At 69.7% G+C, this 14654-nt stretch carries 16 protein-coding genes; 9 read left to right on the top strand and 7 right to left on the bottom strand.

What is annotated here, in order from left to right; genetic code table 11:
- The first annotated feature begins 96 nt into the window (after positions 1–96).
- A complete protein-coding gene (locus JMF97_RS13600) occupies positions 97–1698 on the top strand; it encodes a ricin-type beta-trefoil lectin domain protein (RefSeq protein WP_203221873.1) in 1602 nt (533 codons plus the stop codon).
- A gap of 73 nt (positions 1699–1771) precedes the next feature.
- Here JMF97_RS13600 and JMF97_RS13595 read toward each other — a convergent pair whose 3' ends face one another.
- Entirely contained in the window at positions 1772–2281 is a 510-nt protein-coding gene (locus JMF97_RS13595; RefSeq protein WP_203221999.1) for a hypothetical protein, read from the bottom strand.
- Positions 2282–2374: 93 nt separating this feature from the next.
- Complete coding sequence (locus JMF97_RS13590; protein WP_013736491.1) at positions 2375–3547, bottom strand: thiolase family protein; 1173 nt, start codon at positions 3545–3547, stop codon at positions 2375–2377.
- 128 nt (positions 3548–3675) lie between these two features.
- Here JMF97_RS13590 and JMF97_RS13585 point away from each other — a divergent pair, with 128 nt between their 5' ends.
- On the top strand, positions 3676–4146 hold the full coding sequence (locus tag JMF97_RS13585; protein WP_203221998.1) for a PH domain-containing protein: 471 nt from the start codon (positions 3676–3678) through the stop codon (positions 4144–4146).
- Here JMF97_RS13585 and JMF97_RS13580 read toward each other — a convergent pair.
- Both JMF97_RS13580 and JMF97_RS13575 read right to left on the bottom strand, forming a co-directional pair.
- Positions 4102–5013 carry a rhomboid family intramembrane serine protease gene (locus JMF97_RS13580; RefSeq protein ID WP_203221872.1) on the bottom strand — a complete coding sequence of 304 codons (912 nt, stop codon included), beginning with the start codon at positions 5011–5013 and terminating at the stop codon, positions 4102–4104. The two genes, JMF97_RS13585 and JMF97_RS13580, sit on opposite strands and share 45 nt — an antisense overlap.
- A 147-nt stretch (positions 5014–5160) precedes the next feature.
- Positions 5161–5691 (bottom strand): peptidylprolyl isomerase, encoded by a 531-nt coding sequence (locus JMF97_RS13575; protein WP_102660857.1) that lies wholly within the window; start codon positions 5689–5691, stop codon positions 5161–5163.
- Positions 5692–5750: 59 nt separating this feature from the next.
- On the opposite strand from JMF97_RS13575, the gene JMF97_RS13570 reads away from it, so the two are divergent.
- Positions 5751–6557: a hypothetical protein gene (locus tag JMF97_RS13570; protein WP_203221871.1), complete on the top strand. Its 807-nt coding sequence runs from the start codon at positions 5751–5753 to the stop codon at positions 6555–6557.
- A gap of 143 nt (positions 6558–6700) precedes the next feature.
- Here the strand turns inward: JMF97_RS13570 and corA are convergent, their stop codons facing one another.
- The 3 genes from corA to JMF97_RS13555 all read right to left on the bottom strand — a co-directional run bounded on the left by corA (position 6701) and on the right by JMF97_RS13555 (position 10018).
- Entirely contained in the window at positions 6701–7759 is a 1059-nt protein-coding gene (corA, locus tag JMF97_RS13565) for a magnesium/cobalt transporter CorA (protein ID WP_238359400.1), read from the bottom strand.
- 473 nt (positions 7760–8232) lie between these two features.
- Positions 8233–9330 carry an aminotransferase-like domain-containing protein gene (locus JMF97_RS13560; protein WP_203221870.1) on the bottom strand — a complete coding sequence of 366 codons (1098 nt, stop codon included), beginning with the start codon at positions 9328–9330 and terminating at the stop codon, positions 8233–8235.
- A gap of 187 nt (positions 9331–9517) precedes the next feature.
- Positions 9518–10018, bottom strand: a complete 501-nt coding sequence (locus JMF97_RS13555; RefSeq protein ID WP_203221869.1) for an ester cyclase — start codon at positions 10016–10018, stop codon at positions 9518–9520.
- A 257-nt stretch (positions 10019–10275) separates the two neighbouring features.
- On the opposite strand from JMF97_RS13555, the gene JMF97_RS13550 reads away from it, so the two are divergent.
- From JMF97_RS13550 to JMF97_RS13525, 6 genes are all read left to right on the top strand, one after another.
- Positions 10276–10725: an NUDIX domain-containing protein gene (locus JMF97_RS13550; protein WP_203221868.1), complete on the top strand. Its 450-nt coding sequence runs from the start codon at positions 10276–10278 to the stop codon at positions 10723–10725.
- 146 nt (positions 10726–10871) lie between these two features.
- Positions 10872–11603, top strand: coding sequence for a phosphocholine cytidylyltransferase family protein (locus tag JMF97_RS13545; protein ID WP_203221996.1), 732 nt, complete (start codon positions 10872–10874; stop codon positions 11601–11603).
- On the top strand, positions 11591–12658 hold the full coding sequence (locus JMF97_RS13540; protein WP_043722342.1) for an iron-containing alcohol dehydrogenase family protein: 1068 nt from the start codon (positions 11591–11593) through the stop codon (positions 12656–12658). The genes JMF97_RS13545 and JMF97_RS13540 overlap by 13 nt, the downstream gene beginning before the upstream one ends.
- Entirely contained in the window at positions 12642–13355 is a 714-nt protein-coding gene (locus JMF97_RS13535; protein WP_203221867.1) for a CDP-alcohol phosphatidyltransferase family protein, read from the top strand. Before JMF97_RS13540 ends, JMF97_RS13535 begins: the two co-directional genes overlap by 17 nt.
- 151 nt (positions 13356–13506) lie before the next feature.
- Entirely contained in the window at positions 13507–13854 is a 348-nt protein-coding gene (locus tag JMF97_RS13530) for a hypothetical protein (protein WP_203221866.1), read from the top strand.
- A gap of 433 nt (positions 13855–14287) precedes the next feature.
- Complete coding sequence (locus JMF97_RS13525; protein WP_203221865.1) at positions 14288–14635, top strand: hypothetical protein; 348 nt, start codon at positions 14288–14290, stop codon at positions 14633–14635.
- Positions 14636–14654: the final 19 nt, after the last annotated feature.

Here is a 14654-nt window from a genome sequence, read left to right as displayed (position 1 = left end):
CAAGTATCCCGAAGCGTATTCACATACCCGCATTCCACGCGTTACCGTCCGGCAACTCGATCGACGTCCCGCGATCGAACCGAAAGGAGCGCGTCGATGTCTGGTTCCCCTGCCAGGCGTGAACGGACGCCCCGACGGCGACTCGTCCAGGTCGCCGTCCTCGCCACCGCTCTCGTCCTGCCCATGCTCGCCGGGCCGGCCTCACCAGCCGCCGCGGCCGACCGTCCCGCCGTCCAGCCACTCCCCGCCCACCTCGAAACGATCCGCGCCGCCGAGGCCACCCAGCTCTACGGCACTCCCGGCATCCGACCGCTCGCCCAGCGTCGTACCGCGCTGATCACCATGGGCGACAGTCAGATCTCCGGCGAGGGGGTGGGCAACTACGTGCCCGGCACCCACCAGCCGGGCAACTGGTGCGACCGCTCGTACGACCAGGCGGTGTTCCGTACCGGCATCGCCGCCGACGAGCGCTACAACATCGCCTGCTCGGGCGCCACCCCGTGGAACCTGATCGCGGGCGGACCGACCCAGCACAACGAGCTGAACCAGGGCGACCACCTCGCCATCAAGGCGCGCAACACCAACATCAAGCTGATCTGGGTGGTGGTCGGCGCCAACGGCGACGGCACGATCCAGTTCGGCCCGGTCGCCACCGACTGCGCGCTGCGCCGCGTCCTCTTCCAGGGCCCCTGCTGGCCCACCTACACCGACCAGTGGACGGTACGCACCGACGGCAGCCGGCGCGCCGTCGAGGACGCGCTCAACGACATCCGCCGGACCATGACCGGGGCCGGTTACCTCAACACGAACTACGAGTTGGTGCTGATGTCGTACTCCAGCCCGGCCAGCCCCGACGTGGAGGACAACCCCAACTTCCCCGGTTGGTACGCCGGCGGCTGCCTGCTCTACCTGGCCGACGCCGCCTTCGCCCGGAACAAGGCGGTACCGCTGTTCGAATCGGCGCTCCGGGCGGCGGCGGCCAACACCGGCACCCGCTACCTCGACGGCAGCCGACTCTTCCACGGCCACGAGGTGTGCACCGACAACACGTCAGTACGTGGCCTCTACATCGAACTCGGCGTCTGGGACGAGAACGCGGCCCGCCAGTCGTTCCACCCGAACTACCGGGGTCACGGCATGTTCGCCCAGTGCATCACCCAGTTCTACGCCTCCGGCCAGCAGCAGGGCACCTGCGTCGACCCGGCGAGCACCGGCAACGGCGTGCTCTACCCGGGCCTGCTGCAGTTCAAGCAGCTGCGCAACGCCGCCACCGGCACCTGCGTGGACGGCAAGGGGTACGACTCACGCAACAACACCGCGCAGCAGTCGTACCGCTGCCACGGGGGTCGCAACCAGGGCTTCTGGTACGACCCGACGCGGCAGTCGCTGCACTCCGAGCTGTCCCACGACCGCTGCCTGGACGTCTCCGGCGGATCGTTGACCTCCGGCACGACTGTCAACGTCTACGACTGCCACGGTGGCAACAACCAGAAGTTCGTCTTCTCCGGCAACCAGATCCGCGCCGCCGGCAACACCAACCTCTGCCTGGCCTTCGACAACCCGCTGCTGGGCACTCCCCGGCTGCGGCTGGCGAACTGCTCCAGCAGCTCCCGGCAGCAGTGGTCGTTCGAGTCACGGTCGTTCGCGCAGCCCGTCGGGTACGGGTACGACGACTTCATCGGGTCTCGCGTCTACTGACGCCCGTCCCTGATCATCGGCGGGGCGGTGGGTTCACCTGCCGCCTCGCCGGTCGTTCTCGCCGGCGCGACGGTCAGTGGGCCGCGGCCGGGTGCAGCGTGGTCGGACGGACGGCGGAGGCTTCCGCGACGGTCGCCAGAACCCGGGGCCGGGTGGCGCGTACCCGGGTGCGGAAGGCGTGGTTGAACAGCGCGTCGAGCTGCCACACCTGCTTCGGGTGCTGGGTGCGGACGAGGAAGCGCTCACGGATGCCGTCGATGGCGGTGGCGGCCAGCTCGACCGAGTGCAGTCGGGGGTCGGGGCTCCAGGTCACGTGGCTCAACTCGCGCAGCTCGGTGTTGAGGTGCAGCCGCAGCCGGTGCAGCACCCGGGTCTGCCGGGTGATCACGAGACGTCGGTGGGTGAGCAGGAGAAGGTATTCGCCGGACATCGGCCGGTCGGGCCGGCTGCACCGGGTGACCAGAACTGTGGCGTCGCTGGAGCCGACGCAGCGACGGAACACCGGCATGTGTCGGGTCGCGGTCTGCACCGCCAGCCCGGCTTCGGCGGCGGCGGGAAGGAACGTTCGGGAGAAGACGTCCATGCCCTGCCCAACGACCTTGCTCAACTGGTGACGTGGCTCACGCAACTGCTTTTTGCAAATTCCACGTTATGAAGATCGGCCCGCCAGCGCAGGTCAGAGCAGTTCGACGATCGTCGCATTCGCCATTCCGCCACCCTCGCACATCGTCTGCAGGCCGTAGCGGATGCCGTTGTCGCGCATGTGGGCGAGCATCGTCGTCATGATCCGGGCACCGGATCCGCCGAGCGGGTGCCCGAGGGCGATCGCCCCGCCGCGCGGGTTGAGCCGCTCCGGGTCCGCCTCGGTCTCCGCCAGCCAGGCCAGCGGCACCGGGGCGAACGCCTCGTTGACCTCGTACACCCCGATCTCCTCGATGCCCAGCCCGGCGCGGCGCAGCGCCTTCGCGGTGGCCGGGATCGGCGCGGTGAGCATGGCGACCGGGTCGTCGGCGGCGACCACGGCGGTGTGGATGCGGGCCAGCGGCCGCAGGCCGTGCCGGCTGGCCCACTCGCTGGTGGTGACGGCCAACGCGGCCGCGCCGTCGGAGATCTGCGAGGCCGAACCGGCGGTGACCACCCCGTCCGGGCGGAACGGAGTGGGCAGCTCGGCCAGCTTCTCCAGCGAGGTGTCCCGGCGTACGCCCTCGTCGGCGGCGAACTTGCCGCCGTCCGGGAGGACGACCGGCGCGATCTCGCCCTCGAACGCTCCCGCGTCCTGGGCGGCGGCGGCCTTCTCGTGACTGGCCAGGGCGAACTCGTCGAGCTGGGTACGGGACAACCGCCAGCGCTGCGCGATCAACTCCGCGCCGACGCCCTGGTTGAACGGCAGCGGTGAATCCTCGGCGACGCCCTCGACGCCCCGGTAGCGGGCCAGGATCAGGTCGCTGAACGGCTGGCCGCCGGCCACGCTGGAACCCATCGGCACCCGGGTCATCGACTCCACCCCGCCGGCGACCACCAGGTCGGCCTGGCCGGAGAGCACGGTGGCGGCGGCGAAGTGCAGGGCCTGCTGACTGGAGCCGCACTGCCGGTCCAGCGTGGTGCCGGGTACCGACTCGGGCCAGCCGGCGGCGAGCACGGCGTTGCGTGCCACGTTCCAGGACTGCTCGCCGACCTGGGAGACGCACCCCCACACCACGTCGTCGACCTGCGCCGGGTCGAATCCGGTCCGTTCGGCGAGGGCGCGCAGCACGTGCGCCGACAGATCCACCGGGTGCACCGCGGCCAGGCTGCCCTTGCGCCGCCCGACCGGGGTACGCACCGCACCGACGACAACCGCGTCACTCATCTTGTACTCCCCGGTAACTTGGGCTGCCTCGATCCTACGCCCATCTGCCGGTCGTCCGCCCGCGCTGGCATGCTGGTCTCGTGCCTTCCGAAACGGATGCTGGTCGGGTGCCTTCCGGGACGACCCCGATGCAGTGGCGGATACCTGCGGCCCTACCGGTGCTCAAACTGGTCGGCGCGGTCGGCCTCCTCGCCCTGGGATTCCTGCTGGCCGAGGGTGACCTGCTCCGGCCGGTGGCCAGCGCGTTGGGCGCCGCGCTGCTGGCCGGATGGGGCGTACGGGACGTGATCGCACCGGTCCGGCTGGCCGTCGACCCGAGCGGGATCACCGTGCCGAAGGGCTGGACCGGCCGGCAGCACCTGCCCTGGTCGGCGGTGGAGAGCATCCGGGTGCAGCGCCGGCCCGGGCGCGGCTTCGCCGGCCCGGCGCTGGAGATCGACACCAGCGAGACGCTGCACCTGTTCAGCCGGCTCGACCTCGGCACCGACCCGGAGGAGGTCGCCGACGCCCTGGCCGCCGTCCGTCCGGAGCCGGCACGAGGATCCCGGCCGCCCTCAGGCGAGCAGAGCGACGGTACGGATCAGCGCCGCGCCGAGTAGCAGCACCATGATCACCGTTCCGCCCACCGCCTGCACCAGCGTCCGGTGTGACCTCGGGGCGTAAGCCAGCACCAGGGCCATGAGCCCGCCGAACACCAGGCCGCCGAGGTGCCCGGCGATCGAGATCTGCGGCACGGTGAACGTGAAGATCAGGTTGATCACCAGGATCGGCAGGATCGCCGAGGTGTCCCGACCGAGCCGTCTCATGATCACGAATATCGCCGCGAAGAGACCGAAGATGGCGGTGGACGCGCCGGCCGACATCTGGTTCGGCGGGCTGAACACGTACACCGCGACGTTGCCGCCGAAGCCGGCGATGAAATAGAGCGCGGCGAAGCGCAGCGGCCCGAGCACCGCCTCCAACGACTGGCCCAGTACCCAGAGCGCCCACATGTTGAGCAGCAGGTGCAGGATGCCGTAGTGCAGGAACATCGCGGTGACCAGGCGGTACCACTGGCCCTCGGCGACCCCGCCGATGCTGCCGTCGAGGAACATCGCCCGACCCAGCACGGCACCCCACTCGGTCAGCGGGGTGCTGCCACCCATCAGACCGCCGAAGCCGGTGCCACCGGCCGCCGCGTCCCCGCCCCGGTCGGAGGCGATCGACACCAGCATGACCAGCACGTTGATCGCGATCAGCGCCTTGGTCACGTAGCCGTGCCGGCCGGCGGCACCGCCACCGAAGGCGGTACGCGCCGGCCGGACGCTACGACGTCCTTCCGACACACACTCCGGGCACTGGAATCCGACGGATGCCTCGTTCATGCAGTCCGGGCAGATCGACCGGTCGCACCGGGTGCATCTGACGTACGTCTCCCGCCCGGGGTGGCGGTAACAGGCCGGAGTGGTCGGCGCGGACTCACTCACCGCGAGCCCCAGGTGCCCGAGCGCTCAGTCATGCGAGCAAAGGTACCTTGATCCGCCGCAGCGACGGGTGGGGCCGCACCCCGGTCGGATCCTCCGTGCCCGCCACACCCAGGCCCGGGCGGCGGACACGGCCGGACGACGTACGGGTCAGGCGCCCTGACGCTCGATCTCGACCCGCTCGATGACGACATCCTGAAGCGGCCGGTCGCTCGGGCCGGTGGGGGTGTTGGCGATCGAGTCGACCACCTTCGCGGACTGCTCGTCGGCCACCTGACCGAAGATGGTGTGCCGGTTGTTCAGGTGCGGGGTCGGCGAGACCGTGATGAAGAACTGCGAGCCGTTGGTGCCCGGCCCGGCGTTCGCCATCGCCAGCAGGTACGGCCGGTCGAAGCGCAGCTCGGGGTGGAACTCGTCGGCGAAGTTGTAGCCCGGGCCGCCGCGACCGGTGCCGGTCGGGTCACCCATCTGGATCATGAACCCGCTGATCACGCGGTGCGAGATGGTGCCGTCGTAGTACGGACCGCTGCCCGGCTGGCCGGTCCGCGGGTCGGTGTACTCGCGCGTGCCCTCGGCCAGCTCGACGAAGTTGCGGACCGTCTTCGGCGCGTGGTTCGGGAAAAGCTCCAGCCGGATCGGACCGGCGTTGGTGTGCAAGGTGGCGTAGACAGCCTCGGCCACGGGTACTCCTCACTCGTTGGTCAGTTCCTTGCGGATCCTCCCATGTGCCCGATCTGGACATGCGGAGGCATCCGAAGGTGGAGGATGACAGAGGACAACTCCCAGGAGGTGGGAACGTGTTTGGATTCGCGCGGCGCAAGACCCAGGGGCAACTGGCCAGGGCCGAGCTGAACCGCGGCGTTGGTCACCTGCGTCAGGCTGCCACGCACGCGGCGAAGGGTGCGGGCGCCACCGTCGGTCCACGGGTCGAGGCGGCTCGCAGTGCCGTCATGCCAGCCACTGTCATGATCCGTGATCGCGCGTCGAGCGGTCTGGCGACGACGGCTGCGGCACTCGCGCCCCTGACCCTGGCGATGCGGCAGGCGCAGGCCGAGGCAGCCGGCAAGGCTGCTGCCGGAAGGAAGGTTGCCGCCACCAAGAAGGCGGCGGCCACCAGGAAGGTCAAGGCGAAGAACATGAAGGCGAAGAAGAAGTCCCGCCGCGGCACCATGATCGGCCTGCTCGCCGCCGGCACGGTGGCCGGCCTGGCCGGTGCGATGGCCCTGCGGCGCTACCGGGAACAGCAGACGTGGGCCGAGTACGACCCGGGCACGACGCTTGAGCCGATGCGCGAGGAGGTGGAGACCATCGAGGTGCGTACGAGTGGACCGGCCGGCGCGGGCAAGGCCTCGACCGGCGCGGGCAGTTCCGCGGTGGCCGCCGGCGACAGCGCCTCCACCACCAAGACCACCACCCCGCCCAAGCCCACCCCGACCGACAAGGTCCCCTCGGTCGCCGAGGGCGCCCGCACCACCACCGGCCGCCCCGCCGACAACCTCACCCAGGCCGTCAACAACTCCCCCTCCACCTCCAACGGCCGCCCCTAACCCCAGCGCCCCTGCACCCCACCCCCTCTTCCCCGCCGATCTTGCACTTTGTGTCGGTGCATAGCGGACTTATGCCGCGAATCACCGACCGAAACTGCAAGATCGACGGGGAGAGGGGTGGGGTGGGGAGGGGAGGGGAGGGGTTAGAGCCAGTCGTTGCGGCGGAACCAGCGGTAGAGGGCCAGGGAGATGGTGAGCATCAGGGCCAGGACGACGGGGTAGCCGTAGGCGACCTTGAGTTCGGGCATGAACTCGAAGTTCATGCCGTAGATGCCGGCGATGGCGGTCCAGACGGCGGCGATGGCCGCCCAGGCGGCGATCTTGCGCATGTCGTTGTTCTGGTCGACCGTCACCTGGGCCAGGCGCGCCTGGAGGATCGAGTTCAGCAGGTCGTCGTACGAGTTGACCTGCTCGACCGTACGACTGAGGTGGTCCTGCACGTCTCGGAAGTAGCGGCGTACCTCCTTGGGGACCTCGCGGTTCATCTGCGTGGTCAACGCGAGCAGCGGACGCTGCAACGGCATCACCGCGCGCTTGAACTCCACCAGTTCCCGCTTCAGCTGGTAGATCCGCTGGATCCGGCCGGTGGCCTGACGGTCGAAGACCTCAATCTCCAACACGTCCATGTCGTCCTCGAGTTGGTCGGCGACCTCCAGGTAGAGGTCGACCACCCGGTCGGTGATCGCGTACGCGACCGCCCAGGGGCCGTGCAGCAGCAGGTCCTGGCGACCCTCCAGCTCCTCCCGTACCGGTGCGAGCCGGCTGGCGTCGCCGTGCCGGACACTGATCAGGAAGTGCGGACCGATGAAGAGCATCACCTGCCCGGTCTCCACGACCTCGGAGTTCTCGGTCAACTCGGTGTGCTCGCAGTAACGTGCCGTACGCAACACCAGGAAGCTGACCTCGCCGAAGCGCTCCAGCTTGGGCCGCTGCTGGGCCTTGACCGCGTCCTCGACGGCCAGCTCGTGCAACCCGTAGCTCTCGGCGATCTCGGTCATCTCGGCCAGCTCCGGCTCGTGCAGCCCGAGCCACACGAAGCCGCTCTCCTCGCGGCGCGCCGCCGCCAGCGCCTCCGCGAAGGTCCACTCGCCGGGCTGACGCCTACCGTCGACGTAGACGGCGCAGTCCACCACCGCGCTGCGTGGCGACTCGGCCGGAGCCGTCACCGTCCGTGTTCCGTCCGGGCTGAGTCGACGTGTCATGGCGCGTACCGGTGACCAGTCGCGGGGCCGCAGCGCCCGGCCGGCGACCGCGGAGCGGGCCCGATCCTGATCCGGAGGTGACGTCCGCTGGCCGGCGGTGGAGGTGTTCCGGCCTCGCTTGATCCGATCGGTCATCACGCCCCCTCCGCACGCCCTGGTTGCGGCTTGCAGGGTACGCCGCAGCAACGATCATGGTGGCTTCGGCGACGGCCGGGGGTGGCGCCGGACGGACCGGACCGCTACGGGGGGTGAGGCTGCGGCCCGGCCCGCCCGGCGCCATGGGGGCGGGGGTGGTGCTGCCGCGTCACCCGGGGGCGTACGGCGGCCGGCTCGCGTCGGGCATGTCCACGATGGTCGAAGCCCGGAAGGCCGCAGTACGCAGGTGAGTGACGCTCGCAGCATTGTGAGCCGCCGGTCGCCCCAAGGGGAGCCCTGGAGCGACCGGCGTGGCCGTACTGTCAGAAATCCGACAGTTATTCGCCTCGAACGGCTTCCATCGCCTCGGCCAGCCGCCGTACACCCTCGTCGACCCGATCCGCGGTGACTGCCGAATAGGCGAGCCGGAGCGCGTGCCGCCCACCGTCGATGACGAAGTCACTGCCCTTGACCACCGCGACGCCCCGCTCGGCGGCCGCCGGCGCCAACTTCTCGACGTCAACGTCCTCCGGCAACTCCACCCAGAGGAAGTAGCCGCCGTCCGGCTCCACGAACCGGGCCTCGGGGATGTGCCGGCGCAGCGACTCGGCCAGCACCCGCGCCCGCTCGCCGAGCGCCGCCCGGACCGTCTCGATCGACCGCTCGATGTCGCCGGAGACGCAGAACTGGTGCACGATCGCCTGCGCCACCATGCCGGGCGAGATGTAGAGGCTGGTCGCCTTGCTCGCGATGGCGCCGATCAGGTCCGCCGGGCCGACCAGGTAGCCCACCCGTACGCCGGGGCAGACCGTCTTGGTGAAGCTGGAGGCGTGCACCACGACACCACGGGTGTCCATCGACAGCATCGACGGCAGCGGCTCGCCACGGAACCGGATGTCGGCGTACGGGTCGTCCTCGAAGATCGTGAAGCCGTACTCCGCGGCCAACTCCAGCAGCTCCCGGCGCTTGTCCAGGGAGAGCGTCACACCGGCCGGGTTCTGGTAGTTCGGAATGATGTGCGCCAGCCGTGGCCGCACCCCGGACTCCAGCAGCTTGCGCAGCTCGGCAGTGTCCAGGCCGTCCGGCTGGATGGTGACCCCGTGCAGCTCGCTGCCCATTCGCTGAAGGTTCAGCAGGGTCCGGTCGTAGGTCGGCCGCTCCACCACCACGGCGTCACCGGGGCGTACCAGGTGGTCGAAGAGGAAGGCGTCGGCCTGAAGGGAACCGTTGGTGATCAACACCTGGTCGGCCTCGACCCCGTGCTTCTCGGCGATCCACTTCCGCAACGGAAGGTAGCCGACGGAGGTACCGTACGCGGTCACCCCGGCGGGGTCGGCGTCGAACGCGCGGACGGCGGCGGCCTTGAGCCCTTCGACATCGACGATGTCCAGCGAAGGCGCGCCACGGGCGAAGGAGATCAGCTGCTCGGCGGTCATGGCTGTTCAGCGTACGTGCGGTGGCAGGGCGTACGCCGACGGCACGGCGATGTCCGCATCCTGAGCCACCGGGTCGGGTGAGCCGAGCGACCGGGAAAGGTGAGTGGGTGATCGGGAGGACGGCCGAGCAGTGCAGGACTGACCTGCTCGGCGGAGCGGGTCAGGACCTACCTGACGGCGGAGCCGGTCAGGCGGCCGCCGGTTCCCGTCCGGCGAACACCGGCTCGCCGGCCGACACCGGGGACACGGAGGCCAACGGCACCTGCCGGGACAGGCCCGCCACCTGCACCCCGAGCGAGGTGATCAGCTGCCCCCAGTCGAAGTAGGACCGCCAGGTGACGATCCGACCCCGCCGTACCCGGACCATGTCCACCACCTGCCAGGACACGGAGTGACCGGTCGGCGCGACAGTGCCGAACGGGGTGTGCAGCACCCCGGTGTGGGTGCCGGTGAGCCGATGCTCGACCGCCGCCCCGCCGGCCGTGCGTACCGCGCCGAGTGGGTCGACCCGCAGGTCAGGAAAGGCACCCGTCCAGGTACGCAGCAGCGCCGGCAACTCGGTCGGGCGCACCGTCACGCCAGGCATGCCGTAGCTGCCGTCGACCGCGTACAACTCGGGCAGGCGGGCCACGTCCCGCCGCAGCAGCATGCCGTACTGCTGCTCGATCAACCGGTCCGCGCCACGCATCCTGGCCTCCCCACCGGCCCACCCCACCACCGACCCAACCCCCATACCCCCCACCCGACCCCACCACACCCTCACCACCACCCCGGGCCGGGGCCCAGCCCGTCGATCTTGCAGTTTCGGTCGCTGATTCGCGGCTTATGGCCGTTATGCGGGGACACAAAGTGCAAGATCGCCGAGCAGGTGGCCGCAGGCGCGGGCTCGGGAGGGCGGGTGGTTGAGGGTGGGGGTGGGTCGTGGGGGAGGGTTAGGGTGCTGGGGTGTCGGTTGAGCCGTTGCGGTGTGCTGGGGCGCTGATCGTCGACCCGGAGGGGCGGTTGTTCTTTCAGCGTCGGTCGCCGGACCGGCGCTTGTTCCCCAACTGCTGGGACATCGTGGGTGGTCACGTCGAACCGGGCGAGACGGTCGAGGAGGCCCTGCGTCGGGAGGTCTTGGAGGAGACCGGCTGGCGGGTGGCGGAGATCCTCGGCCCGGTCGGTGAGTTCCGCTACGTCGGTGACGACGGTCTGGCCCGGATCGAGTACGACTGGCTGGTCCGGGTCGACGGTGACCTGGCCGCGCCGGTGTTGGAGGCCGGCAAGCACACCGAGTACCGCTGGCTCGGTCCGGATGATGTCGACGTGCTGGACGAGCACCGCCACGTCAACGAGGGCCTGATCCGCCAGATCGCGGAGCGAGCCTTCGCCTTGCTCAAGTCAACGCCTTCCTGAACGACAGCGGCGGACCGGCGACTCGGGTCGCGGCGGTTGGAGAAGTTGGCCTACCTGGCAGCGGTGTCCGGCTGGGCCGACGGCCGCCCTCGGGACGGCGCTATCCTCCTCCGGTGAACGCCGTGAAGACAGAGACTGGTACCGGCATGGTCGGAATGGTGCTGGCGGCTGGCGCGGGTCGCCGGCTGCGCCCGTACACCGACACGCTGCCGAAGGCGCTGGTGCCGGTGGATGGCGAGATCACCATCCTCGACATCGCCCTGCGCAACCTGGCCGAGGTGGGACTCACGGACGTCGTGGTGGTGGTCGGGTACGCCGCGGACGCCGTCCGGGAACGTCAGGCCGAGCTGGAGCGCCGGTACGGCGTCACGATCACCCTCGTGCACAACGACAAGGCCGAGGAGTGGAACAACGCGTACTCCCTCTGGCTGGCCCGGGACTGGTTCGCCCGGGGCGTACTGCTGGTCAACGGTGACACGGTGCACCCGGTGAGCGTGGAGAAGACGCTGCTCGCCGAGCGTGGTCCCGGTGTTCTGCTGGCCATCGACAACATCAAGGCGCTGGCGGAGGAGGAGATGAAGACCACCTTCGACGCAGCCGGCCAGCTCACCCGGATCACCAAGCTGATGGACCCGGCCGAGGCGTACGGCGAGTACATCGGCGCGACGTTGATCGAGCCGCAGGTGGCCGAGGCGCTCGCCGATGCGCTGGAGGCGACCTGGCGACGCGACCCGAACCTGTACTACGAGGACGGTTACCAGGAGTTCGCCGACCGGGGTGGCGAGGTGCGGGCCGCTCCGATCGGTGACGTGTCCTGGGTCGAGGTCGACAACCACGCCGACCTGGCTCGGGCTCGGGAGATCGCGTGCCGTTACTAGCCCGTACCGTCACGACGCCGCTGTCGATCGAGGTCCGCCGCGGTGCGGTGACGGACCTCGGCGCGCTGCTCGCCGACCGGCGCATCTCCGGCGGCGGCGACGTCGCGGTGGTGGTCGGCCCCGGGCAGGGCGAGAAGATCGCCGAGATGTGCCGGCCCTCGCTCGGATCGGCCGACATCTTCACGGTCAGCGGCGGCACCGTCGACTCGGCCAACGAGCTGGGTGATCAGCTCCGCCGCCGGCACTACGACGCGGTCGTCGGCATCGGTGGCGGCAAGACCATCGACACGGCCAAGTACGCCGCCACCCGCTACGCCCTCCCGATGGTCACCGTGGCGACCAGCCTCGCCAACGACGGCATCGCCTCCCCGGTGGCCTCGCTGAGCCACGAGGGCGGCAAGGGGTCGTACGGCGTGCACATCCCGATCGCCGTCCTGGTCGACCTCGATTTCGTGGAGAACGGCCCGGATCGGCAGACCCAGGCCGGCATCGGCGACGCGGTGAGCAACCTCAGCGCCTGCGCCGACTGGGAGCTGGCCCATCAGGTACGCGACGAGCCGATCGACGGGCTGGCCCTGACGCTGGCCCGGACCGGGGCGGAGGCCCTGGTCAACCACCCCGGCAAGATCACCGACGACGCGTTCCTGACCACGTTGGCCGAGGCGCTGATCCTCGGCGGCATCTCGATGTCGGTCTGTGGTTCCAGCCGACCGGCCAGCGGCGGCGACCACGAGATCTCGCACGCCATCGACCACCTCTACCCGGGCACCGGCTCGCACGGCGAGCAGGTCGGCCTGGGTGCGCTGTTCTGCACCTTCCTCCGTGGTGACCTGGAGCGCTTCGGCCAGCTCGCCCGCTGCCTGCACCGGCACGGCCTCTCCACCCGGCCGAGCGAGTTGGGTCTCACCGACGAGCAGTTCGTCGAGGCGGTCGCCTTTGCGCCGCGTACCCGGCCGGACCGCTACACCATCCTTGAACACCTTGCGCTGTCCGCTGACGACCTCCGTACCCGGCTGGGAGATTACGTTGACGCCCTCCGTGAGCACCTTGGCTGAGCCGTCCCGCCCCACGGTCGCCGACTTCCACCGGGTGAACCGGGGTGGTGGCCTGTTCAGCGAGTCGGTCAGCCAGTGGATCGGTGCGGTCTTCGCGCTTGTCGCCCAGCGACTCGGGCTGCGGCCGACCGTACTGACCATCACCAACCTGGTGCTCGGGCTGGCCACCTCGGCGACCGTGGTCGCCCTCGCCGGCCCGGTCGCCGCCGGGGACGTACCGGCCTGGCTGGTCGGGTTGCTCGCGCTGGTCGGCTGGCAGGTGGCGTACGCCCTGGACTGCGCCGACGGCCAGTTGGCCCGGGTGACCGGTCAGGGCAGTGCAGCCGGTGCCCGGGTGGATGTGCTCTGTGACGTGGCGGCGCAGATCGCCCTGGTCGCCGCGTTGTCCGCGACCGCGGTGGCGCAGCGTCCCTCGACGCCGGTGTGGCTGGTGGCCGTGTTCGCCGGGAGTTGGATGGTCAACCTGGTCACCTCGGTGATGCAGTCCGGCCCGAACGCGGCAAGCATGGTCACCTCGACCTCGCTGCCCGTACGCCTGGTCAAGCTGGTCCGCGACTACGGCGCGGTGATCTTCGCGGCGGCGCTGGTGCTGGCCGTCGCCCCGGCGCTGGTGTTCTGGGTGATCGTGGCGTTCACCGTGGTCAACGGCGGATTCCTGCTCGCCAGCATCGCCTTCTCCGCCCGCGCTTCGCTGTGAGGAAGGGCCCTTTCGCTGCGCCAATTTCGAGGTGATCAACAATTGTTGACACTTCAACGCCTGGGAAGATTCGCATAGATGGTCATCACTTCATGTCGAAGCTGATGCCACTTCCCTCCCGCACCACCACCCACCCCTTTTGGGAGACCTCATGCGCAAAACCGCCAAGCGGATTGCCTCGGTTCTCGCCGCCGCAGCCCTGACCACTACCCTCGCCGCCGCGCCCGCGGCCGCCACCGAGGCGGACCGGGAACCGTTCAAGGTGCCTGACCAGGGCCTGGTCATGTACACCGCACACACCGCCTACGTGGTCGCCCGGCACACCGAAGTCGATGACCTCTGCCACCCGATGCAGGACGCGGTCACCTTGATCGCCTGGACCCACGTCAACGCCATCGCCTACGCGAGTGACGACTGCACCGGCTACGGGTTGGCTCTCAGCGGCTGGCAGGGCTGGCACCCCGGCGATTTCCTCTCCTACAAGCTGACCTCGTACTAGCCCATTTGACTGGTCGTCGGTGGCGTTCGGCTCATGGCCGCCACCGAAGACCCACGCCCGCGTTCCGAGTGATCGCGACGTTCGCCGTGGTCGGCGCTCTCCCCTGCTCGACGCATCACCTTCTCCGCCCGCGCCTCGCTGCGCTGATCCCGCGAGCGTTGATTCACTCCGTTCCGCCAAACAGCGGCATCAGGGAGGATCCGCTATTAACGCGTCGGGTAGCGGGCTGGTGCACCGGCTGATCGCCACGCGGGTGTGAGGTTTCAGGGCAGCCCGATCCGGTCCAGAGTGCTTCCGCTGCGCCGACTTCGAGGCGATCGACAATTGTTGACACCTCAATCAACGCCTGGAAAGATCCTCATAGATGAAGATCGCTTCATGTCGAAGCTGATGTCATCCCTCCCCACACCACCCACCCTCTTTGGGAGACCTCATGCGCAAAACCGCCAAGCGGGCTGCCTCGGTTCTCGCCGCCGTAGCCCTGACCACCTCGGTGGCCGCCACCCCGGCCGCCGCCACCGCACCGGAGCGGGAGCCGTTCAAGTCGCCTGACCAGGGCCTGGTCTTGTACACCGCGAACAGCGCCTACGTGGTCGCCCGACACACCGAAGTCGATGACCTCTGCCACCCGATGCAGGACGCGGTCACCTCCATCGCCTGGACCCCCGTGTACGCCATCGCCTACGCGAGTGACGACTGCACCGGCTACGGACTGGGGCTCGGCATCTGGCGGGGCTGGAGCCCCGGCCAGTTCCACTCCTACAAGCTCACCTCGTACTAACCCCCAACCCCACCCCGAC

The sequence above is a fragment of the Micromonospora fiedleri genome (assembly GCF_016774385.1).
Taxonomy (GTDB): domain Bacteria; phylum Actinomycetota; class Actinomycetes; order Mycobacteriales; family Micromonosporaceae; genus Micromonospora; species Micromonospora gifhornensis.
This window is presented reverse-complemented; position numbering and strand designations above follow the sequence as displayed.

What these genes read in the sequence shown, in the direction of transcription:
- JMF97_RS13525 (WP_203221865.1), top strand. Translation starts at nt 14,288, where the DNA reads ATGCGCAAAACCGCCAAGCGGGCTGCCTCGGTTCTCGCCGCCGTAGCC.
- JMF97_RS13560 (WP_203221870.1), bottom strand. Translation starts at nt 9,330, where the DNA reads ATGACCGCCGAGCAGCTGATCTCCTTCGCCCGTGGCGCGCCTTCGCTG.
- JMF97_RS13595 (WP_203221999.1), bottom strand. Translation starts at nt 2,281, where the DNA reads ATGGACGTCTTCTCCCGAACGTTCCTTCCCGCCGCCGCCGAAGCCGGG.
- JMF97_RS13555 (WP_203221869.1), bottom strand. Translation starts at nt 10,018, where the DNA reads ATGCGTGGCGCGGACCGGTTGATCGAGCAGCAGTACGGCATGCTGCTG.
- JMF97_RS13600 (WP_203221873.1), top strand. Translation starts at nt 97, where the DNA reads ATGTCTGGTTCCCCTGCCAGGCGTGAACGGACGCCCCGACGGCGACTC.
- corA (WP_238359400.1), bottom strand. Translation starts at nt 7,759, where the DNA reads ATGACACGTCGACTCAGCCCGGACGGAACACGGACGGTGACGGCTCCG.
- JMF97_RS13530 (WP_203221866.1), top strand. Translation starts at nt 13,507, where the DNA reads ATGCGCAAAACCGCCAAGCGGATTGCCTCGGTTCTCGCCGCCGCAGCC.
- JMF97_RS13585 (WP_203221998.1), top strand. Translation starts at nt 3,676, where the DNA reads ATGCAGTGGCGGATACCTGCGGCCCTACCGGTGCTCAAACTGGTCGGC.
- JMF97_RS13590 (WP_013736491.1), bottom strand. Translation starts at nt 3,547, where the DNA reads ATGAGTGACGCGGTTGTCGTCGGTGCGGTGCGTACCCCGGTCGGGCGG.
- JMF97_RS13570 (WP_203221871.1), top strand. Translation starts at nt 5,751, where the DNA reads ATGCGGAGGCATCCGAAGGTGGAGGATGACAGAGGACAACTCCCAGGA.
- JMF97_RS13545 (WP_203221996.1), top strand. Translation starts at nt 10,872, where the DNA reads ATGGTCGGAATGGTGCTGGCGGCTGGCGCGGGTCGCCGGCTGCGCCCG.